The 26914-nt window shown below is 63.1% G+C and carries 24 protein-coding genes; 17 read left to right on the top strand and 7 right to left on the bottom strand.

The window, feature by feature from the left end; genetic code table 11:
• The first annotated feature begins 17 nt into the window (after positions 1-17).
• From V1283_RS20560 to V1283_RS20545, 4 genes are read left to right on the top strand one after another with little or no spacing between them, the layout of a single operon-like run.
• The gene (locus V1283_RS20560) at positions 18-959 is read left to right on the top strand and encodes an ABC transporter permease (protein WP_334388255.1); all 942 of its coding nucleotides are present in this window, start codon (positions 18-20) and stop codon (positions 957-959) included.
• Between the two features lie 2 nt (positions 960-961).
• Complete coding sequence (locus tag V1283_RS20555) at positions 962-1879, top strand: ABC transporter permease (RefSeq protein ID WP_334393115.1); 918 nt, start codon at positions 962-964, stop codon at positions 1877-1879.
• Between the two features lie 4 nt (positions 1880-1883).
• Entirely contained in the window at positions 1884-2873 is a 990-nt protein-coding gene (locus V1283_RS20550) for an ABC transporter ATP-binding protein (RefSeq protein ID WP_334388254.1), read from the top strand.
• Positions 2870-3868, top strand: a complete 999-nt coding sequence (locus V1283_RS20545) for an ABC transporter ATP-binding protein (protein ID WP_334388253.1) — start codon at positions 2870-2872, stop codon at positions 3866-3868. Before V1283_RS20550 ends, V1283_RS20545 begins: the two co-directional genes overlap by 4 nt.
• An 18-nt stretch (positions 3869-3886) precedes the next feature.
• On the opposite strand, the gene upp is transcribed toward V1283_RS20545, so the two are convergent.
• From upp to V1283_RS20530, 3 genes are read right to left on the bottom strand one after another with little or no spacing between them, the layout of a single operon-like run.
• Positions 3887-4516 carry a uracil phosphoribosyltransferase gene (upp, locus tag V1283_RS20540; protein WP_334388252.1) on the bottom strand — a complete coding sequence of 210 codons (630 nt, stop codon included), beginning with the start codon at positions 4514-4516 and terminating at the stop codon, positions 3887-3889.
• A gap of 17 nt (positions 4517-4533) precedes the next feature.
• Positions 4534-5742 carry a URC4/urg3 family protein gene (locus tag V1283_RS20535; protein WP_334388251.1) on the bottom strand — a complete coding sequence of 403 codons (1209 nt, stop codon included), beginning with the start codon at positions 5740-5742 and terminating at the stop codon, positions 4534-4536.
• Between the two features lie 42 nt (positions 5743-5784).
• Complete coding sequence (locus V1283_RS20530; RefSeq protein WP_334388250.1) at positions 5785-7035, bottom strand: GTP cyclohydrolase II; 1251 nt, start codon at positions 7033-7035, stop codon at positions 5785-5787.
• Positions 7036-7562: 527 nt separating this feature from the next.
• Between V1283_RS20530 and V1283_RS20525 the strand changes: the two genes are divergently transcribed.
• Positions 7563-8495 (top strand): N-carbamoyl-D-amino-acid hydrolase, encoded by a 933-nt coding sequence (locus V1283_RS20525; RefSeq protein WP_334388249.1) that lies wholly within the window; start codon positions 7563-7565, stop codon positions 8493-8495.
• Complete coding sequence (locus V1283_RS20520; protein ID WP_334388248.1) at positions 8496-9155, top strand: flavin reductase family protein; 660 nt, start codon at positions 8496-8498, stop codon at positions 9153-9155.
• On the opposite strand, the gene V1283_RS20515 is transcribed toward V1283_RS20520, so the two are convergent.
• Positions 9149-9811 (bottom strand): aspartate/glutamate racemase family protein, encoded by a 663-nt coding sequence (locus V1283_RS20515; protein ID WP_334388247.1) that lies wholly within the window; start codon positions 9809-9811, stop codon positions 9149-9151. The two genes, V1283_RS20520 and V1283_RS20515, sit on opposite strands and share 7 nt — an antisense overlap.
• A gap of 205 nt (positions 9812-10016) precedes the next feature.
• Between V1283_RS20515 and hydA the strand changes: the two genes are divergently transcribed.
• From hydA to nikE, 8 genes are all read left to right on the top strand, one after another.
• Positions 10017-11486: a dihydropyrimidinase gene (gene hydA / locus V1283_RS20510; RefSeq protein WP_334388246.1), complete on the top strand. Its 1470-nt coding sequence runs from the start codon at positions 10017-10019 to the stop codon at positions 11484-11486.
• Between the two features lie 31 nt (positions 11487-11517).
• Positions 11518-12495, top strand: a complete 978-nt coding sequence (locus V1283_RS20505; protein ID WP_334388245.1) for an NAD-dependent epimerase/dehydratase family protein — start codon at positions 11518-11520, stop codon at positions 12493-12495.
• 1 nt (position 12496) lies between these two features.
• Positions 12497-13258, top strand: coding sequence for an SDR family oxidoreductase (locus V1283_RS20500; RefSeq protein ID WP_334388244.1), 762 nt, complete (start codon positions 12497-12499; stop codon positions 13256-13258).
• Positions 13255-14691, top strand: a complete 1437-nt coding sequence (locus V1283_RS20495) for an NAD(P)/FAD-dependent oxidoreductase (protein WP_334388243.1) — start codon at positions 13255-13257, stop codon at positions 14689-14691. The genes V1283_RS20500 and V1283_RS20495 overlap by 4 nt, the downstream gene beginning before the upstream one ends.
• A 141-nt stretch (positions 14692-14832) precedes the next feature.
• On the top strand, positions 14833-16449 hold the full coding sequence (locus tag V1283_RS20490; RefSeq protein WP_334388242.1) for an ABC transporter substrate-binding protein: 1617 nt from the start codon (positions 14833-14835) through the stop codon (positions 16447-16449).
• A 12-nt stretch (positions 16450-16461) separates the two neighbouring features.
• The gene (locus V1283_RS20485) at positions 16462-17493 is read left to right on the top strand and encodes an ABC transporter permease (RefSeq protein ID WP_334388241.1); all 1032 of its coding nucleotides are present in this window, start codon (positions 16462-16464) and stop codon (positions 17491-17493) included.
• Positions 17490-18338, top strand: coding sequence for an ABC transporter permease (locus V1283_RS20480; protein ID WP_334388240.1), 849 nt, complete (start codon positions 17490-17492; stop codon positions 18336-18338). Before V1283_RS20485 ends, V1283_RS20480 begins: the two co-directional genes overlap by 4 nt.
• Entirely contained in the window at positions 18335-20002 is a 1668-nt protein-coding gene (gene nikE, locus V1283_RS20475) for an ABC transporter ATP-binding protein (RefSeq protein WP_334388239.1), read from the top strand. The genes V1283_RS20480 and nikE overlap by 4 nt, the downstream gene beginning before the upstream one ends.
• A gap of 73 nt (positions 20003-20075) precedes the next feature.
• Here nikE and V1283_RS20470 read toward each other — a convergent pair whose 3' ends face one another.
• Positions 20076-21836, bottom strand: coding sequence for an MOSC and FAD-binding oxidoreductase domain-containing protein (locus V1283_RS20470; RefSeq protein WP_334388238.1), 1761 nt, complete (start codon positions 21834-21836; stop codon positions 20076-20078).
• A gap of 231 nt (positions 21837-22067) precedes the next feature.
• On the opposite strand from V1283_RS20470, the gene V1283_RS20465 reads away from it, so the two are divergent.
• Positions 22068-22835 (top strand): SDR family oxidoreductase, encoded by a 768-nt coding sequence (locus V1283_RS20465; RefSeq protein ID WP_334388237.1) that lies wholly within the window; start codon positions 22068-22070, stop codon positions 22833-22835.
• A gap of 256 nt (positions 22836-23091) precedes the next feature.
• On the opposite strand, the gene V1283_RS20460 is transcribed toward V1283_RS20465, so the two are convergent.
• Entirely contained in the window at positions 23092-23718 is a 627-nt protein-coding gene (locus V1283_RS20460; protein WP_334388236.1) for a hypothetical protein, read from the bottom strand.
• 481 nt (positions 23719-24199) lie between these two features.
• On the opposite strand from V1283_RS20460, the gene V1283_RS20455 reads away from it, so the two are divergent.
• Entirely contained in the window at positions 24200-24634 is a 435-nt protein-coding gene (locus V1283_RS20455; RefSeq protein ID WP_334388235.1) for a hypothetical protein, read from the top strand.
• A gap of 484 nt (positions 24635-25118) precedes the next feature.
• Positions 25119-25493, top strand: coding sequence for a hypothetical protein (locus tag V1283_RS20450; RefSeq protein WP_334388234.1), 375 nt, complete (start codon positions 25119-25121; stop codon positions 25491-25493).
• A 104-nt stretch (positions 25494-25597) separates the two neighbouring features.
• Here V1283_RS20450 and V1283_RS20445 read toward each other — a convergent pair whose 3' ends face one another.
• Entirely contained in the window at positions 25598-26887 is a 1290-nt protein-coding gene (locus V1283_RS20445; RefSeq protein WP_442895765.1) for a polysaccharide deacetylase family protein, read from the bottom strand.
• Positions 26888-26914: the final 27 nt, after the last annotated feature.

The following is a 26914-nucleotide window of genomic DNA, read 5'->3' as shown; positions in this document are numbered from 1 at the left end:
CGGCGCAGTAAACCCACATGCTCTCGTATATCCTCCGGCGCATTCTCTCGACCTTGCCCGTGATGGGGATCGTCGCGCTGTTCGTCTTCAGCCTGCTCTACATCGCGCCGGGCGATCCGGCCGCGGTGATTGCGGGCGACCAGGCGAGCCCCGCCGACGTTGAGCGCATTCGCCAGGGCCTCGGTCTCGACCGGCCGTTTCTGGTCCAGTTCGGGTCTTGGCTCTGGCATATCGTGCACGGCGATCTCGGCACCTCGATCTTCACCAACCTGCCGGTCTCCGCGATGATCGCGCAGCGCATCGAGCCGACGCTCTCGCTGATGGCGATTACGCTCGTCCTGACCATCCTTGTCGCGGTGCCGCTCGGCGTGGTGGCGGCGTGGAAGGCGGGAAGCTGGGTGGACCGCACCATCATGGCGTTTGCCGTGTTCGCCTTCTCGCTTCCCGTCTTTGTTGTCGGATACGTCCTTGCCTACGTATTCGCGCTGCAATTCGAATGGCTTCCCGTGCAGGGCTACACACCGTTGACCGCGGGCTTCTGGCCATGGCTGCAGAACCTGATCCTGCCGGCAGTCGCGCTGGGCACCGTCTACATCGCGCTGATCGCGCGCATTACCCGCGCCTCCATGCTTGAGGTGCTGCAGCAGGATTATGTCCGCACCGCCCGCGCCAAAGGCCTCGACCAGCGCAACATCCTGTTCGTTCACGCGCTGAAAAACGCAGCCGTTCCGATCGTGACGGTGATCGGTATCGGCATTGCGCTACTGATCGGCGGTGCGGTGGTGACCGAAAGCGTGTTCGCCATCCCCGGCCTTGGCCGGCTGACGATCGATGCGATCCTGCGCCGCGATTATCCGGTCATCCAGGGCATCGTGCTGCTGTTCAGCTTTCTCTATGTGCTCGTCAACCTGATGGTCGACGTCACCTATACCCTGGTCGACCCGAGGATCCGCTATTGAGCATCTCCGCCACAAGCACGGCGCCGGTGCCGCCGGGCCTCGTCATTGCGCCGCAACTGCCGGACCTGCTGGCGCCGGTGGCAATCCGACGCGGTGTCCTTGGCTTCCTGCGCAATCATCCGACGGTTGCGATCGGCGGCGTCTTGCTGCTCTGCCTCGTATTGGTCGGGATCTTCGCACCCTGGCTTGGGACGGTCGATCCGACCGCGCTCGCGCCCGCCAAACGTACGCGCTTGCCTTCCGCGGATTTTTGGTTCGGCACCGACCTGCTCGGCCGTGACATCTATTCACGCGTGCTTTACGGGGCGCGGGTCTCGCTTACCGTAGGCCTGTCGGTGGCTGTACTGGCCTCGCTCGCCGGTCTCGCCATCGGCCTCGTCTCGGGTTTCGTGCGATGGGCGGACGGCATCCTGATGCGGTTCATGGACGGGCTGATGTCGATACCGCCGATCCTGCTCGCCGTGGCGCTGATGGCGTTGACACGCGCGAGCGTCGGGAACGTCATTCTGGCCATCACGATTGCCGAAATCCCGCGCGTCTCGCGGCTGGTGCGCAGTGTCGTGTTGTCGTTGCGCGAGCAGCCCTATGTGGACGCCGCCACAGCCTCAGGCACACGAACGCCGATGGTTATCCTGCGCCATATCCTGCCCAACACACTGGCGCCGATGCTGGTCCAGGCAACCTATATCTGTGCCAGCGCCATGATCGTGGAGTCGATCCTCTCTTTCATCGGCGCCGGCACGCCGCCGACCATTCCATCCTGGGGCAACATCATGGCCGAGGGCAGGGCGCTGTGGCAGGTCAAGCCTTACATCGTTTTCTTTCCCGCCGCGTTTCTGTCCGTCACCGTGCTCGCCGTCAATCTGCTCGGCGACGGCCTGCGTGATGCGCTCGATCCGCGAATGGCCAAGAGTCTCTGATCCGATGGCATTGCTCGAAGTCGATAATCTGCAGACCCATTTCCGTACCCCCGAGGGCATCAATCGGGCTGTCGACGGCGTCTCCTTCCATGTCGACGAAGGCGAGACGCTGGCCATCGTCGGTGAATCCGGCTGCGGCAAATCGGTCACCTCGATGTCGCTGATACGGCTGATTGCCGAGCCGCCGGGCAAGATCGCGGGTTCTATCCGCTTCCAGGGCAAGGATCTGCTGCAGCTGTCCGAACGCGAGATGCGCGCCATCCGCGGCAACGACATTTCGATGATCTTCCAGGAGCCGATGACGAGCCTCAATCCGGTGCTGACGGTCGGCCGTCAGATCGGCGAGACGCTGCGGATGCATCAGGGATTGGACAAGCAGGCGGCGGAGGCGCGCGCCATCGAGATGCTGACATTGGTCGGCATCCCGGAGCCGGCGCGGCGCGTGCGCGAATATCCGCATCAGCTTTCTGGCGGCATGCGGCAGCGCGTGATGATCGCCATGGCGCTCGCCTGCAATCCAAAGCTCCTGATCGCAGACGAGCCGACCACGGCGCTTGATGTCACGATCCAGGCGCAGATCCTGCAACTGATGCTGGACCTCAAGCGCCGCGTCGGCGCGGCAATCGTTCTAATCACCCATGATCTCGGCGTGGTCGCTGAAATCGCCGAGCGCGTCATGGTCATGTATGCCGGCCGCAAGGTCGAGGAGGCGCCGGTGGCCGAGCTGTTTCGCTCGCCCCGCCACCCCTATACGCAGGGCCTGCTCGGTGCGGTGCCCAAGCTCGGCTCCTCGCTATCAGGCGCGGCGCGGCGGCTCGCCGAGATCCCCGGCCAGGTGCCCAGCCTCAAGGGGCGGATCGAGGGCTGCGTCTTTGCCGGGCGCTGTTCGCTGGCGACCGATCTTTGCCGGCAGGTTGCCCCGGGTCTCGAAGAGAAGGGACCTCGCCACATCGCCGCCTGCCACTACGCACGCAAGGAGGCGGCCGCGGCATGAGGGCCCCACTACTGCAGGTCAACGACCTCAAGAAGCATTTCCCGGTCCGCGGTGGCCTGTTCAGCCGCAAGTCCAACTGGGTCTATGCCGTGGACGGCGTGTCCTTTGAGGTCGAGCGTGGCGAGACCCTGTCTCTCGTCGGCGAGTCCGGTTGCGGCAAGTCGACGGTCGGCCGCGCCATCCTGCGGCTGTTCGACATCACCGCCGGCCAGGTGGTGCTGGATGGCCAGCGGATCGACCGTCTTTCACCCGCAAGGCTGCGCAGCATGCGCCGCCGCGTGCAGGTGGTGTTCCAGGATCCGTTCTCCAGCCTCAATCCGCGCATGCGCGTCCGCGATATCCTGGCCGAGCCGATCCGTAATTTCGGCCTGGCCAAATCTGCCGCCGAACTCGAGGCGAAGGTTGCGGCGCTGATGGACACCGTGCGCCTGCCGCGCGACGCACTGGGCCGCCGGCCTCACGAATTCTCGGGCGGTCAGCGCCAGCGCATCGGCATCGCCCGGGCGCTTGCCGCGGAACCCGAACTGATCGTCTGCGACGAGGCGGTCTCGGCGCTCGACGTCTCCGTCAAGGCGCAGATCGTCAACCTGCTGCAGGATCTGCAGCGGGAGTTCGGCCTCGCGCTGCTCTTCATCAGCCACGATCTCGCGATTGTCGAGCACATGACGCACCGCGTTGCCGTGATGTATCTCGGCAAGATCGTCGAGATGGCGCCAAGGCAGCAAATCTTCACCGCGCCGAGGCATCCCTATACGAAGGCCCTGCTGTCAGCCGTACCGGTGCCGGAGCCCGGGGCCATTCGCAACCCGATCATCTTGAAGGGCGATGTGCCAAGCCCGATCAATCCGCCCAGCGGCTGCCGCTTCCACACCCGGTGTCCGTACGTGTTTGATCGCTGCCGGACGGAAGAGCCGGAGCTGCGGTTGACCGACGGCAGTCAATGGGTGGCATGTCATCTCAAAGCGCTGCCGGAAGTGCCGGGACCCGCTCACTGATCTCGTGCGGCAGCTAAGCTACTTCGTGCCGTAGGCGCGGTCGCCGGCGTCGCCGAGACCCGGCACAATATAGGCGTTGTCGTCCAGCCCCTGGTCGATCGCCGCGAGCCAGATCGGAACTTCCGGGTGAATGCCGCGCATGCGCTCGACGCCCTCAGGCGCGCCGATCAGGCATACCAGTCGAATGTCGTTGGCACCGCGCTCCTTCAGCCGGTCGACCGCGGCGACGGCGGAGTTCGCCGTTGCCAGCACCGGCGAGATCACGATAACCAGCCGCTCGTGCAGATCGCTCGGCGCCTTGAAGAAGTATTCCACCGCGGTGAAGGTTTCTGGTTCGCGGTAAAGGCCGATATGAGCGATCCGTGCGGTCGGTACCAGATCGAGCATGCCTTCCGCAAAGGTCACGCCGGCACGCAGCACCGGCGCGAACACCAGCTTCTTGCCCGCGATCTGCGGCGACTTCATATGCGCAAGCGGCGTTTCGATTTCGATGTCGGCCAGCGGCAGGTCGCGGGTGACCTCGTAACAAAGCAGCATCCCGATCTCCTTGAGGAGCTCGCGAAACGACTTGGTTGAAATGTCTTTCTGCCGCAGCAGCGTCAGCTTGTGCTGCACCAGCGGGTGATTAACGATCGTAACGCCGTCCATTTTTTCTGACCTCGGATCTAGAAAACCGTGCCGTCACTGATGACTTTCACTGGAGGCGACGCGTCGGGGCGGCGTTCGCGCGCCAACCGTCGGCCCGCGGCCCACGTGCCGCCCTCGAGAATTTTCGCCAGCGGCATCGATGTGGCATCGCGTCCAAGCCGATGCCGCAGACCGTCAGCCACGCGGTCGAGCAGCGCCACCGTCAGCGCGCGCCATTCCACGACAAGCGGTGACGATACCTCGTGTTCCTGCTGGGCCGCTCCTGCATCGCGAAACGCTAGCACGCCGGTATCGACGAACAGCCCGCCATTGCGATATTCCGCAAGCCCGGTCAGCCCGTCGATATCGGTCACGCTGATGCCGGACCGCTGCAGCGGCTCGATGAGGGAATAGGCCAGCCATTGCGAGAGCTTGTGCAGCGGTACGAGACCGCTGGTTGCATCCGCGGTCGTCATGGCCGGATGCCGCCAGCAATCGCCGAGTGCTACTCCGCCGAGCGTCAGCCGCGACGGCCAGATCGGTCCGAGCTGCTGCAGTAGTTCAGCCAAAATCGTCGGCGCAGGCAGCTTGCGGCCATCCGCCAGCGTCGCCAGCCGGTCGTAGAGGCCGCCGGGCCGCGGCGTATCATGGCTGCCAAAGATGTCCGGCTTCGAGGCGACCAGTTTACCCAGGCGACGCAACAGATCGGCGCGGCCGTCCAATCCGACCAACGGGTTGTCATCCCTGACCTGCATGCCGCGCGCGAGTTCGACAACATCCAAAGCCGCGAGCTTGTCAGCATCGGCGCGCAGCTCATGTGGTGCGGTCGAGAAGGCGCCGCCCGTGAACATCCCGAGACTCGCAAGCCCTAACCCTTCCGAGCGACCGATGGTTAATCTAGTCTTTGCATCTCGGTAGCGCCACGATGGGCCCGCGCCGGCATCGAGGAACACGCTGACGATGGCGAGATCGAACTCAGCCCGGGCGAGAGCCGCGCGATCGGGCCAATCGAAGCAGCTGGCAACGTCAGCCCATCGATCGATGCCATAGGTGAAGAAGTGCCGCCAGCGCGAATGAAAGGGAACGTCGAACGATGGGTAGGCGGCGCGCGTCGTTTCCAGCACCAGCTCGACCACGTCGTCCATGCGGCCGAGATCGATGCGAAAACTCGGCAGCCTGTCTTCAAGGCCGATCGCGAGCATGCGGTGCGCGCGCTCGCGGACTGCGCTGGCATTCAGTAATGACAAGGCGGCCGACGTCTCCGGATTTACTGATGACACTGCGCGCTCTCAATATTTTTCGAGCGAACGGCCGACTGGGTTGTCCGGATCCTGTTGCGGCTCGGGCGTGTAGTAACCCGCGGCCTTCTTGGCCGCGATTTCCACATGCGCGTCGGCCGGGATCATGTCGTCGGGGATAGGCACACGCTCGACGATTTCGATGCCCTGGCCGGTCAGCGCGTCGTGCTTCATGTCGCTCATGGAAACGAAGCGGTCGATTCGCTTCAGGCCGAGCCAGTGCACCACATCCGGCATCAGTTGCTGGAAGCGGGCGTCCTGCACGCCGGCGACGCATTCGGTACGCTCGAAATACTGGGCCGCCGCATCGCCGCCTTCCTGACGCTTGCGGGCGTTATAGACGAGAAATTTTGTCACTTCGCCGAGCGCGCGGCCTTCCTTGCGATTGTAGATGATGATGCCGAGCCCGCCGCTTTGGCCTGCGCGTGCGCATTCTTCGATGCCGTGAATCAGATACGGACGGCAGGTGCAGATATCAGAACCAAACACGTCGGAGCCATTGCATTCGTCATGCACACGGCAGGTTATCCTGGTGGAGTGGTCCGGCAGTTTGGTAACGTCGCCGAACAGATAGGCTGTCGTGCCGCCGATCGGGGGTAGAAAAACATGCAAATCAGGCCGTGTCACCAGCTCCGGAAACATGCCTGCGGTCTGCTCGAACAATTGCCGGCGCAGATTGTTCTCGGTGGTGGCGAAGCGCGCCGCCAGGCCGGGCAGATACCAGACGGGGTCGATCGCAATCTTGACCACGGAGACGCTGCCATTTTTGTGCACGACCTCGCCATCCTGCTTGAGCCGTCCGGCCTCGATTGCTGCCTGCAGTTCGGGTAGATCGAGGCGGGCGCGTGTGATGGCAATACTCGGACGGATGTCGATGCCCTCGGTGATCTCGCTCGCGAAGGTCTCCGCGGCGAGATGTCCCCATGGATCGAGCGAGACGATCCGCTGCGGCTCGGCCCATTGCGGAAACGGCCCGATCGTTTCAGCAGGGTGGGTGTTGGTAAGGTCAGGACGTCGGATCGGGTCGAGAGCGCCGGACGAGACGGCGAGCGCGCGATAGACCGAATAGGAGCCGCCATGCGTCCCGATCACGTTGCGGTCCGCCGGGCGTGACACCGTGCCGATAATCGGTCCGCGTTCGCGCGCGCTGGCCGCGCCCCAGGCGATCGGAAATTTAAGTTTGGCACCCGGTGCCGGGTGCGACGTAATGCGAATATGATCAATCCGATTGGAACGAGTCATCGCCACGAACCCTGAAACGGCGACGGCCCGCCTGGATAGACGGGCCTGGTCACCAACGATAAAATCAGCAGCGGTTGCAGCTGAGATAACAGTATAGGCAGATTTTTGCGGAAAACAACGCCTTGAATGCGGTTGCCGTTAGTTGGCCGTTAACTCTCTGGGCGCGGAAACCTGCACCGCAGGTGCTTGCTGCGCTGCGGTCGTCGATCGAAACGAGATCGAGGATCGCGACTTGACGTCGCCCTTTGACACGCTCGATCCAGTAAGGGTCGCGCGGTCTGCACGACGACCTGCCGGTTTTGTTCAGATGCGATCGTCGCGACATTAGAGCTTTTGTCAGTGGGTTCGAACGGCTGAAACGCAGAACTGAAGTGCATTGCGTAAAGCCGTCTCCGGAATTGACTCTGAGCGAACCAGAACTTTAACTGCTGCTGACTCCACTTGAACCAGATCGGACTTCGAGCTCCGCAAACTGCTTCATTTCCATGCAAACGCCGCTCTAAATAGAAGCATCCAGGAAGTTATTTATGCGCGTCATCAATGTTGCCGCCGCCCAGTTGGGCCCGATCCAGAAAGCCGAGAGCCGCGACGCTGTCGTCAAGCGCATGATCGCGCTGATGGATGAAGCCAAGGCGAAGGGCGCTGATCTGATTATCTATCCGGAGCTCGCACTCACCACCTTTTTTCCGCGCTGGTACATGGAGGATCAGGCCGAGGTCGATACCTGGTTCGAGCGCGAGATGCCAAATGCGGCGACAAGGCCTTTGTTCGAGCGAGCTGCCCATCACAAGATCGCAATGAATTTCGGCTATGCCGAACTGACGCCGGATGGGCATCATTTCAACACCTCCATCCTCACCGACAAGTCCGGAAAAATTGTCGGCAAGTACCGCAAGGTTCATCTTCCCGGTCATTCGGAGTTCGACACGAAACGCGCGTTCCAGCATCTGGAGAAGCGCTACTTCGAGCCGGGCGATCTCGGTTTCAACGTCTGGCGCGCGCTCGGCGGCATCTTCGGCATGGCGGTCTGCAACGACCGACGCTGGCCGGAGACTTACCGCGTGATGGGCCTGCAAGGCGTGGAGATGGTGCTGATCGGCTACAACACGCCCTCGGTTAACGCCGAGAAGAGCGAGGAAGGGCCAGAAAAGCGGCTGTTCCACAACCGGCTCTCCGCGCAGGCCGGCGCCTACCAGAATTCAACCTGGGTGGTATGCGTCGCAAAGGCCGGCGTCGAGGACGGCCACCCCTTGATCGGCGGCAGCCTGATCGTCAATCCGGACGGCGAGATTGTCGTCGAGGCCAGGACCGAAGAGGACGAACTGCTGGTTCACCCCTGCGATCTCGACGCCACCACCTTCGGCAAGAACACGATCTTCAATTTCGCGCTCCACCGCCGCATCGAGCATTACGGCCTGATCACCGGCCGAACCGGCGCGGTGCCGCCTCCGGAAAACTAGATGTCCGGCATCTCCTTCCGCGAACTTGATCCGCGCGACCGCCACAAGCTGCTGTGTGGGGTCGTCGTGCCGCGGCCGATTGCACTGGTCACGACGCTCGACGCAAACGGTGCCGTCAACGCGGCGCCGTTCAGCTTCTTCAACGTCTTCTCCGAAGATCCGCCCCTTCTGGTGCTCGGCCTGCAGCACAAGGCCGATTTCAGTCCCAAGGACACGACGCGCAACATCCACCGCAGCGGGCAGTTCGTGGTGCATCTGGTGGACGAGGCGCTGGCCGCGGCCATGAACGACTGCGCGATCGACTTTCCCGCAGGTGACAGCGAGGTGGAGGCGACGGGGCTAAAGACATTGCCGTCGATCGATATCGACGTGCCGCGATTGGCCGCCGCGCCTTTTGCGCTCGAGTGCCGGCAGCATGTCGCGCTCGCCTTCGGGCCAGGCCGCGAGCTTCTCGTCGGCGAGGTATTGCGCCTGCACGCGCGTGAGGGGCTGATCGACCACGAAAAGATGTATGTCGATTTCGACGTCTACCGGCCGATCGGGCGCTTGTTCGGCAATCTCTACGCCGCCCAGCGCCAGACCTTTGCGTTGACGCGCGAAAGCCACGCGCAATGGCTCGCGCGCAACGGGGCGGCCGAAACGTCCGACCAAAATCAGTGATGCGAGAACTGCACGGTGCCCAGCGCCATGGTCACAGCCGCCTGGGTCGGGTCGATCACGGGAATCCCGAGCGCCTGCTCCAGTGGCTGGCGGTGGCGCGCCATGCCGGCACAGCCCATCACGATGGCGCCGGATCCGTCTTCGTCCTTGAGTGCGCGTCCGACCTCAATCATCTTCGCCAGCGTTCCTTCACCCGACGCGGTCTCCGCCACGCTCATGTTGAGCGGCCGTTCCCTGGTCAGGCGATCCATCAGGCCCATCTGCCGGAGGTAGCGGACATGGCGGCGGATCGAGCGCTGTGCGATCGCAATCACGCCGAAGGTTTCGGCGCGCGCCAGCGCCGTCAGCACGCCGCATTCGGCGATGCCGAATACGGGCCGGTCGGTCGCTTCGCGGCAGACATGCAGGCCAGGATCGCTGTAGCAGGCAATGACGAAGGCGGTCGAATGGTTGTCGCCTTCGACGAGGCGGCGCAGCGGCATCGCCACGCCATCGACATCGGCCTGGCTCTCGATCCCGTAGGGGCCCTCGGTCAGCGTCTCGCAGACGATCTCCGGTCCGCCCGCAAAATCGAGCGGCTTCAAGGCTTGCTCCAGCCCTTGGGTAACGAGCTGGTTGGAGTTGGGATTGATGACGAGAATGCGCGGTCGTGACATGGTGTTTTCCTGCGGGACGACGCGTCGGATGATAGAGCGAGACCGGCGCGCAACAAGACGGCAACGGAAGCAATGACCATGCCATCCAGCGATGCATGGTCCACTGTCTGATGCGAAAGCGCAAGGGAGTGTGACGGCACGATCTGTGCTTTCATCCGGCGAATGCAAGACTTAGGATTCAAGACTTGATACTTGGGAGTTTGTCATGACCGAGCCCGCCTACGACCTTCTCATCCGCGGCGGACGCGTCGCGACTGTAAGCGACGTATTCGAGGCCGATGTCGCTATTTCCGGCGAGACGATCGCAGCTGTTGGCCGCGGGCTGCCGGGCGCGCGGCGGGAGATCGACGCGCGGGGCAAGTTGGTGCTGCCCGGCGGTGTCGATAGCCACGCCCACATCGAGCAGCTCTCGGCCGCGGGCATCGTGAACGCCGATACGTTCGAGAGCGCAACCGTCTCGGCAGCCTTCGGCGGCACCACCACCGTGATCCCGTTCGCGGCCCAGCACGTCGGCATGAAGCTGCCGCAGGTGCTGGAGGAGTATCATGCGCTCGCGAAAAAGGGCGCCGTGATCGATTATGCCTTCCACATGATCATCGCCGATCCGACCAAGGAGGTATTGGAGAAAGATCTGCCCGCGCTGATCAAGCAGGGCCACGGCTCGATCAAGATCTTCATGACCTATGATCGCCTGAAAATCGACGACGAACCGCTGCTCGACATTCTGCTTGCGGCGCGCGACGGCGGCGCGATGCTCTGCGCCCACGCTGAGAACCACGGGATTATCTCCTGGATGGTGAAGCGGCTTCTGGCGCGCGGTTATACCGACCCGAAATACCACGCCATCAGCCATGCCCGCGTCTCGGAAGCGGAAGCCTTCAACCGGCTGATCGGCATGGCCGCACTGATCGACCAGCCGATCATGATCTTTCATGTGTCGACGGCGGAAGGCGCCAAGGTGATCCGCGATGCGCGCGGGCAGGGGCTGAAGGTGTTCGCGGAGACCTGCCCGCAATACCTCTTTCTCACCGCCGACGATCTCGACAAGCCCGGCGTGGAAGGCGCCAAGTGGATGTGCAGCCCGCCGCCGCGCCGCGCCGCCGACCAGGAGGCGCTGTGGCAGGCGCTTGCGCTCGGCGACCTCCAGACCGTTTCATCCGATCACGCGCCGTACCGGTTCGATGAGACCGGCAAACTGCGCGCCGGCCCCAATCCCAATTTCAAGCAAGTGGCGAATGGTTTGCCTGGCCTCGAGGTCCGCTTGCCGTTGCTGTTCGACGCCATGGTGTCGAAGGGCCGATTGGGCCTCGAAAAATTCGTCGAACTGACCGCGACCGCGCCGGCAAAGATCTACAATCTGCATCCGCGCAAGGGTTCGATCGCGGTCGGCGCCGATGCTGACATCGCGATCTGGGACCCGGCGCGAGAGGTCACGCTGAGCGATGCGATGATGCATGATCTGACGGGCTATACGCCCTTCGCCGACCGCAAGCTGCGCGGCTGGCCTGTCACGGTCCTATCGCGCGGGCGCGTCATCGTGGCGGACGGCAAGCGTTCGGTCGAGGCAGGCTCGGGACGTTTCCTCGCACGCACGGGGGGCGAGGCGGCGAAACCGACCGGTCGGTTGGTATCCGATATGGACCCTGAGCAGAATTTCGGTGCGAGGCTGCTGTGAACCGTACGCTGCGACGCGTTCGGGTTGAGCGATGAGAATTCTTGTCTTCGGCGGCACCGGTTTTGTCGGGCTCAATATCGCCGCGACACTGCTGTCGCGCGGTCATGCGGTGACATTGTTCGACCGTGCGGGCCTGCCGCCGGACGCGAGGAAGGAGTTTGCCCTTCACGGCGATCGGCTGACGGCCATTCAGGGCGATGTCACGGATAGCCAGGCTGTGGAGGGGCTGATCGCCGCTGGTTATGACGCCATCATTCTGGGCGCCGCGATCACCGCCGGACCGGCGCGTGAGGCGAGCGACCCCGAGACCATTTTGCGGGTAAATCTGTTGGCTCAGGTGCCGATCCTGATCGCAGCACAGCGCTTTGGCGTTAAACGCATCATCAATCTGTCGTCCGCGGCAGCCTACGGCGCCAGCGCATTCAGGAACGTGCTGCTCGATGAAGAAACGCCCTGCGATCCGGCTTCACTCTATGCCATCACCAAATTCGCATCCGAGAAGGTCGCGGCGCGCCTGGCCGGTCTCTGGCAATGCGAGATCATCAGCGTGCGGCTGAGCGCCGTGTTCGGGCCCTGGGAGCGGAGCAACGGCGTGCGCGACACGCTGAGCCCGCAAGCGCAGATTCTCGCCGCGATGCAAGAGGGGTATGAGGCCGTTCTGTCGCGCCCGGGCGTCAGGGACTGGATCTATGCCGTGGATGTCGCGGAAGCCGTGACATTGCTGATCGAGGCCGCGAGGCCACAGCAACAGCTCTATAACATTTCAACCGGCGTGGAATGGTCGGCACTGCAATGGGGCCAGGAGCTTGCCGCGTTGCACCCGGGCTTTGCTTGTCGGCTGGCTGATGCCGGTGAGGTGGCAACGGTTGATCTGCATGGTCCAGCCGACCGGGCACCGCTGTCGGTCGCGCGCATGGCAGAGGAGTTCGGCTGGCGCGCGCGGTTCGGCTGCACGGACTCGGCTGCCGATCTGAGCCGTTGGTGGATCGAGCATCGAGGGGGAACCTGACATGAGACTGGCAGGGCGGACCGCGATCGTGACCGGCGCCGGCTCCGGCATCGGCCAGGCCAGCGCGGTGCTTTTCGCGAAAGAGGGAGCCTTTGTTGCGCTGGTCGATCGCGATAGCGCGGGCTTGCAAGTGACGCTGGCGGCGATCGAGGGCGACAAAGGTGAAGCCTCGCTCCATGTCGGCGATGTCAGCGAGGCCGATTTCGCGAAAGATACCGTGAGCGATGTCATGGCGCGTCGCGGCCGTCTCGACGTGCTGATGGCTGCTGCAGGCTTTTCCTGCGGAGGCACGGTACTGACCACTGATGCCGCCGATTGGGACGCGGTGTTCCGCACCAATGTCGGCGGCACCTGGCTTTGGTCGCGCGCGTCGGTGCCGGAGATGCAGCGGCAGGGCGGCGGCTCGATCATCACGCTGGCATCGCAGCTTGCAATCGCCGGCGGCAAGGGCAACAGCGCCTACATCGCCGCGAAGGGGGCGATCATCAGCCTGACCCGGACAATGGCGCTCGACTTCGCCATGGATGGCATCCGCGTCAATGCGATCGCGCCGGGCGCCATCGACACACCGATGCTGCGGCGCAGTTTTGCCCGTCACGCCGATCCCAAGCCGGTGCGCGAAGCATCCCGCAACCGCCATGCCATGAAACGGTTTGGCAAAGCCGAGGACGTGGCCGAGGCCGCGCTCCATCTTGCCAGCGATGCGTCATCCTTTACGACCGGCACCGTGATGGTGGTCGATGGCGGTTGGCTCGTGGCATGAACAGTGCCCTTACCGCTCTCGAAGCCCAGGTTCGCGCCGACCTTGCCAAAACCGCGCATCCGGACGCCGCGTGGCTTACGCCAAAACTCGGGCCGGACGCCAGACCAGCGCTGGACGTGCTCGTGGTAGGCGCCGGCCAATCGGGACTCGCGACGGCGTTCGGGCTGATACGCTCGCAAGTGAGCAATATCCTCGTGCTCGACAAATCCGGGGAGGGGCAGGAGGGACCCTGGCTCACCTATGCCCGCATGCACACGCTGCGCAGTCCGAAGCATTTCACCGGGCCCGATCTTGATATCCCGAGCCTGACCTACCAGTCCTGGCATGAGGCGCGCTTCGGCGAGCGGGATTGGGGGAGTCTCGACCTGATTTCGCGCGAGCTTTGGGCGGAATATCTGCTCTGGTTCAGGCGCGTCGTGGATCTGCCGGTGCGCAATGGTTGCGAGGTCGTCGATATCTCGCCTGGGGCGGGTGGATTACTCGCGGCCAGGGTGCAGACCGCTGATGGCGTCGACACTGTCTTTGCACGCAAGATCGTGCTGGCGACGGGGCAGGAAGGCACGGGTGACTGGACCATTCCTGAGCCGCTGCGCCATCTGCCGCCTTCAGTGTGCGTGCACGCGGCGCAGCAGATCGACTTCGACCGCTTGCGCGGCAAACGGGTTGCAGTGATCGGTGCCGGCGCTTCGGCCTTCGACAATGCTGCAACAGCATTAGAGGCAGGCGCGGCTGAGGTGCAGCTGTTTTGCCGCAGGGCGGAGATCCAGGTGATCCAGCCCTACCGCTGGCTCACCTTCCGCGGCTTCCTTCGGCATTTTTGCGATCTGGACGATGCCTGGCGCTGGCGCTTCATGCGCGCCATCCTGGAGATGCGGGAAGGCTTTCCGCAGGCGACCTACGATCGCTGCGCCCGTCATCCCAATTTTCGCCTGCAGGAGGGCGCGCCGATCGACGCTGCCAGGGAAACGGGTTGTGGTGTCGAATTGCAGACGCCGCGTGGCGTATTCGCAGCCGACTTCGTGATTTGCGGCACAGGGATTGACATGAATTTTGCTGGCCGCCTCGAATTACGAAATTGCGCCGCCAACATCGCAACCTGGGCCGACCGCTATCAGCCGCCGCCGGACGAATGCAGCCCGCGGCTTGGGCGCTTTCCCTATCTCGCTGACGACTACGCCCTGATTGAGCGCAGCACCGGAGCAACACCCTGGATTGCGGATATCCATATCTTCGCGATCGCCTCCACCATGAGCTTCGGTGCTTCGGGCTCGTCGATCAATGCGATGACCACGGCCGTGCCGAAACTGGTGCACGGGTTGACACGCGGCCTGTTTCGCGCGGACATCGAACGGCACTGGGCTTCGTTCAAGGCGTATGACGTGCCTCAGGCCGTCGTCGAGCGGAAAATAAAGGCCACGGGCGAGGAACGATGAACGGTTTTCGATGCCGTTGGGAAGCTTGGCTCATATCTACTATGCTTGTGCCTCCGGTGGGTCCGGTTGGCATATCCTTTGCTTTAAGTTGATGTTCTCATTCAGAAAATAAAAACTTGGCAAAAACAGGGAATAAGTCCGATGAGCGTTACAGGGTCCAGGCGTCTGCTTTCGGTGGTTGCCTTTATCGCGGTTTCATTGGCCGCCGGATCGGTGCAGGCGCAAACGCGCGCCGAAACGTTGCGCTATGTGACCGGCGCATCGGTCAATACGCTTGATCCGAACATTCCCGGGTCGACCCGCGAAGCCTTCGCGGTGAGCCTGAGCACCTACGACCGGCTGGTTTCCTTCGGCCGCAAACAACTCAACGGCAAATGGGTGTTTGATCTCGGCAAGATCACGGGGGAGTTGGCGGAGTCCTACGAAGTCAGCCCGGACGGGTTGAAGATGACATTTCGCCTGCGCAAGGACGCCAAGTTCCAGGACGGCTCGCCGGTCACGGCGGAAGACGTCAAATGGTCGCTTGACCGGGTCGTCACGGCGCCGGTCCTCGGCAAGGCACAGCTCCTCACGGGATCGATGACATCGGCTGATCAGTTCAAGGTGATCGATCCCCTGACCATCGAGGTGACGCTGCCGAAGCCGGACAAGCTTGCCTTGCCCAATCTCGCCACCGTCTATCCCATCATCTTCAACTCCAAGGTCGCCAAGGAACATACGACGGCAGACGATCCCTGGGCGCTCGCTTGGTTGAAGGAGAACACAGCCGGCAGCGGCGCTTACAAGATCGAGACCTTCAAGCCGGGTGAACAGGTGATCATGGCGCGCAACACGGCGTGGGATCGCGGTACAGCCGACAAGTCGGCGTTCTTCAAGCGAGTCATCGTGCAGTCGGTCCCGGAGCCCGCGACGCGCGCCAATCTGGTCGAACGCGGTGACGCTGATCTCGTCATCGATCTGCAGGCGAGTGACGTCCAGTCGCTCGAGGCAAAGGGCAAGCTGAAGGTGATCTCGACGCCGCAATACAACGCCGTCACCTTCATTTCGATGAACAACCAGATCCCACCCTTCGACAACGTCAATGTGCGGCGCGCGGTCGCCTTTGCGTTGCCCTACGACGACATGTTCAAGGCGGCGCTCTTTGGCCGCGGATCGCCGCTGTTCGGCGCAACATGGACGGATGGCAAACCAACGAGCGGCGCCTATCCAATCGCGCAACCGGTGAAGCTCGACCTCGAAAAGGCCAAGGAATATCTGAAGGCGGCGGGCATGCCCGACGGCTTCTCGACCACCTTCAGCTTCAATGTCGGCCAGGCCTCGACCGCCGAACCGATGGCCGCGCTGGTCAAGGAATCGCTGGCCAAGATCGGCATCAAGGTCGATATCCAGAAGCTGCCGGACGCGCAGATGTCGACGCAGATCAATGAGAAGAAGCTTCCGTTCTTCACCGAGGGAATCGTCGCCTGGCTGCCGTCGACCGATTACTTCTACCGCAACTTCTACACCGGCAATCAGCGCTGGAACTACTCATCGATCAACAATCCGGAATTGGTGGAGATCGCGCAGAAGGCACGTTTTGAGCCCGATGCGGCCAAGTATGAGGAAGACGGCCTGAAGCTCAACGCCATCCATTTCAGCGAGCTACCGCAGATACCACTCTGGCAGCCCAGCCAGGACGCCGTGATGGCATCCTCGGTCGAGGGCTACACCTACCAGTTCCACCGCCAGGTCGACTATCGCGATCTCAATCGCAAGTAACCGGGAGGTCGGATGGCGGCCCTTGGAGCAACGGTGATACGGGCGGGCAGACGCTTCCTGTCCTCGCTGCCGGCGCTCTTTGGCGTGCTCGTCTTCACCTTCCTCCTGATGCGGGTGCTGCCGGGCGATCCGGCGGTGTTCTTCGCCTCCGGTCCGAATGCCGGCAAGGAGGAGATTGAGGTCATCCGCAAGCAGATGGGCCTCGACAAGCCGGTGCCGGAACAATTGATGCTGTATCTCTATGATGTCGGCAGCGGCAATCTCGGCCGATCGATGATGACCGGGCAGATGGTCACGAAAGATCTGCGCGAACGGCTGCCGGCCTCGCTGGAGCTTACCTTCACGGCCTTGCTGATCGCGCTGGTGACGGCGGTACCGCTCGGCGTGCTGGCGGCGCTGCGGCCGGGCTCCATCATCGACCACGGCGTGCGGTTCTTCTGCGCGCTCGGGGTCTGCGTGCCGACGTTCGTGTCAGGCCTGCTGTTGATCTATGTCTTCTACTACCTGCTCGGGCTCGCGCCAGATCCAACCGGCCGGGTCGATATCTTTGCATCGCTGCCGCCACGACAGACCGGCTTCCTGTTGATCGACTTCCTGCTCGCCGGCGATTTCGACGGATGGTGGGCTGCCTTCAGGCAACTGATCCTGCCGGCACTGAGCATGGCGCTGTTCGTGGTGGCGCCGCTGGCGCGCATCACGCGGGCTTCGATGCTGGTCTCGCTTGGCAGCGATTTCGTGCGCACCGCGCGTTCGGTCGGACTTCCCTGGTGGCGGGTCGTCGTCACTTATGCGCTAAGGAATGCCATCCTGCCGGTCATCACTATCGCAGGCATCGTGTTCTCGACCATGCTCGGCGCCAACGTCTTGGTGGAGAAAGTATTCTCCTGGCCGGGCGTGGCCTCCTACGCACTTGATGCGTTGCTCTCTTCGGATTATGCGCCGGTGCAGGGTTTTGTGCTGCTGATGGCCACCGTGTTTGTGATCGTCAATCTGCTGGTGGATATCCTTTATGGCATCGCCGATCCTCGAGTGACAATCGGATGACCACAGCGACGCTTCGCCATGCCGGCTGGATTCTGCGCGGCAACCCGCTCACAGCCGTCGCCGCTGCCGGCGTCTTCCTGCTCGCGTTGATCGCGATTTTCGGGCCCTGGATCGTGCCCTATGATCCAATCGTCTCGAACGTGTCGCAGGCCCTGATGCCGCCGAGCGCGGCGCACATCGCCGGCACTGATCAGCTTGGCCGCGACGTGTTCAGCCGCCTTATCGTCGCGGCGCGGCTCGATCTCGCCATCGCGATCTCGGCGGTGGGAATCTCCTTTGCCATCGGCGCCGTGATCGGCGCGATCTGCGGCTACACCGGTGGCCGGCTCGATCGCGGCGTCGGCCGCTTCGTCGACGTCGTGATGGCCTTTCCGCTTTTCGTGCTGGCAATGGCGATGGTCGCAGCGCTGGGCAACCGGGTCGAGAACATCGTCATCGCGACCGCCATCATCAATCTGCCGTTCTACATCCGCTTTGCGCGGGCTGAGGTGAATGTCCGTCGCAATGTCGGCTGGGTCGAAGCGGCGCGCGCCTGCGGCGACAGCCACCTCTCGGTCGTGCTGCGCTTCCTGCTGCCGAACGTGCTGCCGGCCATGGCGGTGCAAATCTCACTCAATCTCGGCTGGGCGATCCTCAATGCCGCCGGACTTTCCTTTATCGGCCTCGGTGTCAAGCCGCCGACGCCGGAATGGGGGATCATGGTTGCGGAGGGCGCGCGCTTCATTTCCACCGGTAAATGGTGGCTGGTCGCCTTTCCAGGCCTGGCGTTGATGCTGACGGTGCTGTGCTTCAACCTGCTCGGCGACGGCGCGCGCGACATTCTCGACCCCCGCATGCGAACATGACCAAATCGCTGCTGGCATTAAGCGACCTGCACGTCACCTTCTCGACGCGGCGCGGCCTCGTCGAGGCGGTGCGTGGTGTCACGCTGTCGCTCGGCGAGGGCGAGATGCTCGGCCTTGTCGGCGAGAGCGGCTCGGGCAAGTCCGTCACCGGGTTTGCGATCACGCGGCTGCTCGATGCGGCCGGGCGGATCACGGCTGGCCATATCCGGTTTCGCGGTCAGGACATCACGAGGATATCAGCGGGCGATTTCCGCCATCTGCACGGCGCGGCGATGGCGATGATCTTCCAGAACCCGCGTGCAGCGCTCAATCCGATCCGTGCGGTCGGGGACCAGATCGCCGACGCTATTACCGCGCATAAGCGAATGCCCCGCGATGAAGCGCGCGTGCAGGCGCTGGAGCTGCTGCGCGCCGTGCAAATCCGCGATCCCGAAAAGCGGATGGCTGCTTACCCGCACGAACTCTCCGGCGGCATGTGCCAGCGCGTGATGATCGCCATGGCGATTTCCTGCAACCCGGCGCTCTTGATCGCGGACGAGCCGACCACCGGCCTCGACGTCACGACGCAAAAGGTGGTGATGGACCTTCTGACCGGGATCGCGGCCGAGCGCGGCATGGCGACCATCCTGATCACCCATGATCTCGGTCTCGCCGCGCGCTACTGTCGCCGTGTCGTGGTGATGGAGCAGGGCCGGCTGGTCGAGGAGGCGAAACCGAAGACTCTCTTCCGCACGCCACAGCACCCTTACACCAAACGTCTGGTGGCGGCTTCGCCCACCGCGAGCTCGCGGATCGCGGATCTGGTGCCGGAAGAGGAGAGGGGGCGGCAAATTGCGGTGCCCGCCCCGCCCCGGCCGCAGCCGGCGCCGGGTACACCGCCGCTGCTGGAAGTGCAAAAACTCGCCAAGCGGTTCGATGAGGGCGCCGCGGCGGTGGCAGACTTTTCATTGACGATCAGCGCCGGCGAAAGTGTCGGTCTGGTCGGCGAATCCGGGTCCGGCAAGAGCACGACGTCGCGCATCATCTGCCGCTTGATCGATCCGAGCGACGGGGAGATCGCATTCGAGGGACAGTCGATCGGCCATATCCCGGCTCGTGATTTTCACCGGTCGCCGTTTCGCAAGGATATCCAGATCGTCTTTCAGGATCCGAACGACAGCCTCAATCCGCGCTTCACCGCCTTCGACTGCATCGCCCATCCGCTGTTGCGGCTTGGCGGCATGCGTCCGGGCGATGCATTGCGGCAGCGGGTGGAGGAGTGCGCGCAGCGCGTTGGACTGGGGATCGAGCTCCTGACGCGCTTCCCGCATCAGCTTTCAGGCGGCCAGAAGGCTCGTGTCGGCATCGCCCGCGCCATTGCCTGCCGGCCGCGCCTCCTGGTGCTGGACGAGCCGACGGCGGCGCTCGACGTCTCGGTGCAGGCGGTGGTGCTGCAACTACTCGACCGGTTGCGGCGCGAGGATGACCTGGCCTTCCTTTTTGTCAGCCACGACCTCAACGTCGTTCGCATGATGTGCGATCGAACCATCGTTCTGCAAAACGGCCGCATCGTCGAACAGGGCGAGAGCCGGGCGATGTTCGACAATCCGAAAACTGCTTACACGCGTGAGTTGGTCGAGGCTGTGCCGCATATCGAGCCGGAGCTGGCGGCGTTTGCCACCTGATATCATGGCAGGCAACGTGTGCACGATATGTGTACCGGGAGATCAACGAAAATCCTCCGGCCCTCATACGCCCTCACAAATCAACAACGACGTCGCCCTCTGGCTGTGAGCAGCAGATCAGTACATTGCCGTCCGCCGGTGCATCGACCGGGTCCGGCCGGTAGCCGATCGTCCCTGCCACGAGTGCGGTCTCACAGGCGTGGCAAACCCCCGTTCGACACGACCATCGCACGGGCACGTCGCAAGCTTCGGCCAGTTCAAGCAAGCTGTGGAACGTCGGCACCCAGCGGACACTGAGACCGCTACGGGCGAATGAAACCAGCGCGCCTGAGCCGGGAAGCCCCTCCGGTAAATGTGGCGGCCTGCGCGGCCCGGCAGCAACGCCGGGCGTAATCGACGGACCGGCTCCGAATATCTCGGTGTGAATGCGATCTGGAGCAACGCCCGAGGCTGCAAGACCGGCAGTCAGATCGCTCATGAAGCTCGAAGGTCCACAGATATAGAAATCATCATTGCGTGGCAGATTAAGCTTCTGGAGTACTCGCATATCCAGGTGACCAACACTGTCGAAATCAACATTGGGCCGATCCTTGGGATCGGGCGAGCTGTAGCAAATATGGCTGTGGCGGTGGGGAAGCGCTGCGAGCAGCCCACGCGTTTCCGCAGCAAAAGGATGTTCGCGGCTGCTACGAGTCCCGTATAGCCACCAGATTTCCCTCGTCGATGCTTCGGCTGCCAGCGCGTGAAGCATCGCGAGCACCGGCGTCACTCCGATTCCGGCACTCAACAAAACAGCCGGTGTGTCGCCCGGTCGCAATGTGAAGCTGCCTCGTGCCGCGCTTGTGTGCACGATGTCGCCAACCTGCAGTTCGTCGTCAACGTAGGTGCTGACCGCACCATGGGCTTCCCGCTTGACGCTCACACGATAGTACGCGGCGCCGGGCTCTCCCGACAGTGAGTAGCTGCGCATCAGCGCAGGCGCGGAGTCGGGTCCGACCCGCAACACGACAAACTGTCCGGGGAGGGCCGCGGCGACGGGCTGCCCGTCCGCGGGCTCGAGCACCAGCGAAATCACGTTGCTGCTCTCGCGCACCTTGCGCGATACGCGAAGCGGACGGAAGCCACGCCACGCCGGTGGCGGGCCGGACGCTGTGGTGAGCCCGGCGTTTCCTGTTGTCGTACCATCCTTGCGCTCCTGCTTCAGCAGCGCCTCAAAGGAGCTACGCCAGCCGGCGCTCAGCGCCGGGATGCGCAGCGCGCGCTCCAGTTGATCGCGGAGGTGGCCGGGCTTGTAGAGCAACGCATCGATCTCGACCACGCTCATGCGTTCGGGTCCGGAGGCGACGCGCGTGATCTCGTCGCCGGCCTCTACTTCCCCTTCCTCGAGCACACGGAAATAGAAGCCGGGTCTGCCGTGCTTGACCAGCAGCGCGGCCATTTCCGGCTCGTTCATGCGGATACCCGCCCGGTAACAGGTGACGCGTGGCTGCGTCACCTCGAACAAGGCGCCGCCGACCCGGTACCGGTCTCCGATGCACACCTCTGCGTCCGACAAGCCATCGACGGTGAAGTTCTCGCCGAACTGTCCGTAAGCGAAGTCGGTTCGACCCAATTGGTTCTGCCAATATCGATAGGAATCGTGCTGATAGACCAATACGGCCCGGTGTTCGCCGCCATGGCCCGCCAAGTCTCCTTGTCCGTCGCCGTCTATGTTGAGACGGCGCACCATGCGCGGGCCTTCAACCGGCGTCTTCCATATGCCGGTATGGACCGTCCTGTCTTGCCAGGTGACGTCGCGCGGTAAGCCAACATTGATCGAAAGCAAGCGTCCCATCACGTTTCTCTCCAACGCCCTGCCGTCGATCAGGCCTCCGCGGCTACGGCGATAATCACTTCCACAAAGGCTTTCAGCGCTTCTTGCGGCAGATTGTACCCGATCCCGCCCTCGAAAAGGGCGTGCAGTTCTTCTACATTTATTCAAACCCTTCCGGGACCTCGGATTGGACGGTATCAGGGGGTCGCTCGGGCGCTAAGCCCGACGGCGTCGGCAGCGAGGGATCGTTACATGGCTTTTGAACTGTTCGAACTAACGGGCAAGAGGGCGCTCGTCACCGGCTCGTCGCAAGGTATCGGGTTCGCGCTCGCGCAAGGCCTTGCCGAACATGGCGCCGAAATTGTCCTCAACGGCCGTGACGCAGCCAAGCTCGAGGCGGCAGCCGCGAGACTCGTGGCCGCTGGCCACAAGGTATCGGTCGCCAACTTCGACGTGACGCACGCGCAAGCCGCCAAAGACGGCGTCGAGGCGATCGAGAAGAATTCCGGTCCGATCGATATCCTGGTCAACAATGCCGGCATGCAGTTCCGTTCGCCGCTCGAAGACTTTCCCGTCGAGAAGTGGGAGCAGTTGCTGGCCACCAATGTTTCGAGCGCGTTCTATGTCGGCCAGGCTGTCGCCCGTCACATGATTCCGCGCGGCAGAGGCAAGATCATCAATATCGCATCGGTGCAGAGCGAACTTGCACGACCGGGTATCGCGCCGTACACGGCAACAAAGGGCGCCATAAAGAACCTGACCCGCGGCATGTGCACCGATTGGGCCAAATACGGCCTTCAGATCAACGCGATCGCACCGGGTTACTTCAAGACCCCGCTCAATCAGGCGCTGGTCGACAATCCGGAATTCTCGAGCTGGCTCGAAAAGCGGACACCCGCCGGGCGTTGGGGGAACGTCGACGAACTGGTCGGAGCTGCCGTGTTCTTGTCCGGCAACGCGTCGTCCTTCGTCAATGGACATACGCTCTATGTCGATGGCGGGATCACCACCAGTCTCTGAGATGGCGTCGCTTCATCCGCGCACTCGACCGCCTGAACGGTTCCGGCGCCGGCCTGCCGCTGCCGGGCTTCTACGAGCGTGTGTGGAAGCGCCTGACCGGAGCGGACGGCGATAGCAAAAGCTCGCTGACCGAGGATATCATGGGGATCCGAGGTCTCCCCGGGCCCCACCATTCAGAAAATCAGCTTTGTTTTTATTGGGTTTTTGGCACTGTGCTTCGTTGGTTGGGCATGAAGCCACGACTGCAGGTCCCCGTTTAGGGTTGCTTGTTCGAGGGTCGAGGCGAGAGCGGGACTCGAAAGGTCCGGAGGCGTGCAAGCTCGGGAAAGCCGTCCGCTGCACTGACCGAGACTAGCCCGACGACCGCGGCCGGAACTTCCTTGGCTACCAGCCGATTGATCGCCGTGGCATGACCTTTGCTCAGTTGGACTTCGAGCGCGCCCGCCGCCGCCATCGCGGTCCTGACGCGGCTGATCGACTGCTCGGAATATCTATCGTCGATCGCAATCGTCTTGCCAGCCAGGTCGGAGACCGACCTGACGTCGGGTCCCGCCACGACGACGGCCACGAGAGCATCGAGCGACGTATCCAACGTCGGGACCGACATTCGCTCCGCGACCCCGGAGGCGGCCGCCACCTGCTCCTCCGTCGTCCGGGTCTGCGGAACGTCGGTCGTTGATTGCGGATCGGTGGTTCTTGCGCGAGCAGCGTCGGACGCAACGGCATTGCCGGTCGTCTGCTGGTTCGCCAGCGGAGAAGGAATCGGTATCGGAACGGTAGCTGCGGCTTTTGCCGCGACCTTGATCGGCTTGGGTGTTCGACGGACGGCGTGGTGCGCGTGAGATCGGGGCGCGTCGTCGCCGCGCCAGGCGACGAGGGACACTGGTTTCGCTGCGGCAGAAGCGCTGTCATATGATACAGGTTCAATCGGCACTTCCACCGCGGTCAGGCAGGCGAACGGGTTCAGGCCAGCGCATGATGGCTGTGCTGATTGTTGGCTGCTGCAACCGACCAGGGTCGTAGCCAGCGCGCAAATAAGAAGCGTCCTCAATCGATCCCCCTAAAGAGGTTGAGTGCTGCCCGCAATTCTTGCGGCTTGAGAAAATGTTGCGCTGGAATGTCAATCAATGATTCAAAACTGTTAAACGCGCCTTAAGCGTATGCCGCGCGCAGCGCGGATGCGCCGGCATGGTTAATGCTTTGGCTTGTGCAGCTTCGAGTGAATAGAAGCGCCCCGGTGCCTCCCTAGGGGGCTTGTATTCACACGTTCGCCTTCTAGTTGCTTTCTTCGACTCAGGTTCGCCACGAATCGGTCGCTATGCTTGATCGTTGGGGGTTGTTCATCGAGTGATGGAGAATGACCTATGGCGACTATCGAACGACTTCACAGGACTGCGCCGCTGGATTTGGCCAAGCTTGAGGAAGATGTTGTAGGAAGTCTTCCCGAGATCAGGGCGGCCCCACCGGCCCTGTCGGGGCCGATGCCAGCCTACGTGGAGCATGAAGAGGGCGTTCCGCGCGTCGGCGCGCTCACGGCCGAGGCTGTGGTCCGCGACTATGAAGCAGCCGCCAGGGAAATCGAAGCCATGGGAGCAGAGCTGATCAACGCGGCGAAGAAATGCGAGGCGATGACCGCCGAAGTGCACAATGCCATCGCCTTCATGCGCGACACTGCGGCCTCGTATCGTGAGGAAGCCAAAAAGATCTTCAAGCGCATCGAAGAGTGCGCGATCTTTACCGAGCACGTTCGCAAGACCTGCGAGACCGTCAAACTCAAGATGATTGAAGGCAAAGTATAGCCGCCGTGAGATATCCGGAACATCGATCAGGTCTGTTTTTTGAATAGTGTGTGTGAATTGCGGTACAGGCTGGCGCCGCGAATCAGCTTAGTTTGTAGTCTCCTCCCTAGACTCACACCCGTCGCAAATGACGGGTTCTCTTTTCGATAGCCGACAGTCAGAATAGACGTGCGGCCGCGCTGCGACGGGGCCGCACGTCTATCAGGCAGGTCCGCAGCCGTTTACAACGGCTTGTGTATTTGGGTGAACCGACGCCGTCCGGGCGCACCACAGCGTTGTAGTTTTGGCCCGAGACAATCGGTGTTTGCGTGTCCGCAATGCCACGGCGCGCGAATCGTTTGGCGTGGCGTGCGGGTTGTTGCCCCTACTGTCGCACCGTTCGCGTAAGCTAGACGCGCCGGCCGGCTGCCGATTCCCGCCGGTTCCGCCGCCGTTCGGCGTTTCCAGGAAGTTCGACACTGCCAAGACCACCCGGAGCATCTTCATGCTGTTTCTGAGCTACGCCTATCGAATCCTCTCCAACTTCGTGTTCCTGGCCCTGGTCTATTTGGCTCTGAATTTTCTCGAAAAGTACCAACACCGCGTGGTGGTCGCGATTCTCGTGCTGGTCTATGCCGGCATGCATGCCGCGTCGGCGCTCCGCTCGTTTCACTTCTTCCAGCGCGTCGAGCGGCTGGAGCTGGAGGCTCGCCGCCTGGTGGCGGCGCTGGGCGAGGGGCCGAATTCGACGTCGACGCGCAAGCAGGTCATCACCGACGTCAGCGCGCTCCGCCAGGCCGGTGAGGTGAAGGCCTATATCGACTTGCTGTTCCTCGCCATCGCGATCCTGCTCTGCATCGCCAAGATCGTGACGAATTGAGCCTTTGTCCCGATTGGAGGCTGCAAGAGACGCTTGAGATCATGAAAACGCATCAAAACAAATGATTGCTGATGGTCCTGATCCATTCGATCAGAACCGACCGATCAGCGCTTCTTCAACCCGGCGACCCGAACCGATCGTCCATTCCGTTTGGCTTGTGCCGCCGGCTTGGCGGCGATCCCGCCAGCACCTTGAGGCGCCTGCGCGGTCTGTCCGGCGGATGCCGGCGGCTGGGTCGCGGCCGCGCGGCCATGGCGAGATTTGCCGGCGAGCTTTGCGGAGGAGACTTCCATTGCACGCGCCAGCGCAGTCGATGCCGCCCGGCGCGCGGACGAGGCCAGCAGGGTCATGCGCGCCGTTTCCGGGATTTTGAAAAGGCTCGCCGCCGGAACCGGCAGCGCGGCCAGCGTGGCGGCCGGTGGCAACGTCGTCTGCCGCGGCCACGGCGCCACTGGTGGCAGGGGAACGCCGCGTCCGCGCCGCGGTGTGCGAACGCCAAGATCGGTCGTGTGCCAATCGAGATCGGACAAGACCGGGGCCGGCAGCACCGCAGGGCCGCTGGAAGCGAATTTCGGAACCTTCGGCCAGCGCGAAACCGCGACCATCTCCGAGGGCGGATGCAACTGCCATTGCGGTGGCTCGGTCGGCGTCGCCGGCCGATCGGGCGTCGCCGGCACCACATGCACGATACGATAGCCGCGCACTTTCAATTCGTGCAGAATCCTCGGCAGCGCCGCGACCGTGCGCGGCTGAATGTCGTGCAGCAGCAAGATGCCTTTTCCCTTGGCCTCCAGCCGCTTGATCGCGAGATCATAGACGCGATTGGCGGAGACGTTGCGCCAGTCGTCGGCCGGAAAGTCGGCGCTCCAGACCTGAAGTCCCTTGGAGCGCGCAAATGCCTCGATCCCGTCGTTGGTGCGCAGGCCGGGAATGCGAACGAACGGCGCGGGCGCGGTGCCGTCGGCCAGCGCCGCAGTCACCGACGCGATGCCCTGTTCGATCTCCTGCCTGGAGCGGTCGAGCGGCAGGCGATCCATGCCGGTCGGATGGTTCTGGCTATGGGTGGCCACCGTGTGACCGGCGTCGCGCACCTTGCGCACGCCTTCGGGATTGGCGTTGGCCTGGCGCCCGACCAGGAAGAAGGTCGCCTTGGCGCAATGGGCGGCGAGAATGTCGAGGATCTGGTTAGAGTATTTCGGCAGAGGTCCGTCGTCGAAAGTCAGCACCACCTCGTGGTCTTCGAGCGGCAGCGTCTTGGCATATTGCATGGTGCCGACGATGGGGTGGGCGCGCGGATCGACCACGATGGTGCGCGACGTGCCGATGGCGTCGGGATGGCCCGGGCAATCGGCGGCCGACGCAGCCTGCGCGGCAACGGAGACCAGCAGGCCCACGCACGAGGCGGTCCAGGACCGCCGCCG

The organism is Bradyrhizobium sp. AZCC 2262 (assembly GCF_036924535.1).
In the GTDB taxonomy this organism is placed as follows: Bacteria; Pseudomonadota; Alphaproteobacteria; order Rhizobiales; family Xanthobacteraceae; genus Bradyrhizobium.
This window is presented reverse-complemented; position numbering and strand designations above follow the sequence as displayed.

What these genes read in the sequence shown, in the direction of transcription:
- V1283_RS20560 (WP_334388255.1), top strand. Translation starts at nt 18, where the DNA reads ATGCTCTCGTATATCCTCCGGCGCATTCTCTCGACCTTGCCCGTGATG.
- V1283_RS20550 (WP_334388254.1), top strand. Translation starts at nt 1,884, where the DNA reads ATGGCATTGCTCGAAGTCGATAATCTGCAGACCCATTTCCGTACCCCC.
- V1283_RS20545 (WP_334388253.1), top strand. Translation starts at nt 2,870, where the DNA reads ATGAGGGCCCCACTACTGCAGGTCAACGACCTCAAGAAGCATTTCCCG.
- upp (WP_334388252.1), bottom strand. Translation starts at nt 4,516, where the DNA reads ATGGACGGCGTTACGATCGTTAATCACCCGCTGGTGCAGCACAAGCTG.
- V1283_RS20530 (WP_334388250.1), bottom strand. Translation starts at nt 7,035, where the DNA reads ATGACTCGTTCCAATCGGATTGATCATATTCGCATTACGTCGCACCCG.
- V1283_RS20525 (WP_334388249.1), top strand. Translation starts at nt 7,563, where the DNA reads ATGCGCGTCATCAATGTTGCCGCCGCCCAGTTGGGCCCGATCCAGAAA.
- V1283_RS20520 (WP_334388248.1), top strand. Translation starts at nt 8,496, where the DNA reads ATGTCCGGCATCTCCTTCCGCGAACTTGATCCGCGCGACCGCCACAAG.
- V1283_RS20515 (WP_334388247.1), bottom strand. Translation starts at nt 9,811, where the DNA reads ATGTCACGACCGCGCATTCTCGTCATCAATCCCAACTCCAACCAGCTC.
- hydA (WP_334388246.1), top strand. Translation starts at nt 10,017, where the DNA reads ATGACCGAGCCCGCCTACGACCTTCTCATCCGCGGCGGACGCGTCGCG.
- V1283_RS20505 (WP_334388245.1), top strand. Translation starts at nt 11,518, where the DNA reads ATGAGAATTCTTGTCTTCGGCGGCACCGGTTTTGTCGGGCTCAATATC.
- V1283_RS20500 (WP_334388244.1), top strand. Translation starts at nt 12,497, where the DNA reads ATGAGACTGGCAGGGCGGACCGCGATCGTGACCGGCGCCGGCTCCGGC.
- V1283_RS20495 (WP_334388243.1), top strand. Translation starts at nt 13,255, where the DNA reads ATGAACAGTGCCCTTACCGCTCTCGAAGCCCAGGTTCGCGCCGACCTT.
- V1283_RS20490 (WP_334388242.1), top strand. Translation starts at nt 14,833, where the DNA reads ATGAGCGTTACAGGGTCCAGGCGTCTGCTTTCGGTGGTTGCCTTTATC.
- V1283_RS20485 (WP_334388241.1), top strand. Translation starts at nt 16,462, where the DNA reads ATGGCGGCCCTTGGAGCAACGGTGATACGGGCGGGCAGACGCTTCCTG.
- V1283_RS20480 (WP_334388240.1), top strand. Translation starts at nt 17,490, where the DNA reads ATGACCACAGCGACGCTTCGCCATGCCGGCTGGATTCTGCGCGGCAAC.
- nikE (WP_334388239.1), top strand. Translation starts at nt 18,335, where the DNA reads ATGACCAAATCGCTGCTGGCATTAAGCGACCTGCACGTCACCTTCTCG.
- V1283_RS20470 (WP_334388238.1), bottom strand. Translation starts at nt 21,836, where the DNA reads ATGGGACGCTTGCTTTCGATCAATGTTGGCTTACCGCGCGACGTCACC.
- V1283_RS20465 (WP_334388237.1), top strand. Translation starts at nt 22,068, where the DNA reads ATGGCTTTTGAACTGTTCGAACTAACGGGCAAGAGGGCGCTCGTCACC.
- V1283_RS20455 (WP_334388235.1), top strand. Translation starts at nt 24,200, where the DNA reads ATGGCGACTATCGAACGACTTCACAGGACTGCGCCGCTGGATTTGGCC.
- V1283_RS20450 (WP_334388234.1), top strand. Translation starts at nt 25,119, where the DNA reads ATGCTGTTTCTGAGCTACGCCTATCGAATCCTCTCCAACTTCGTGTTC.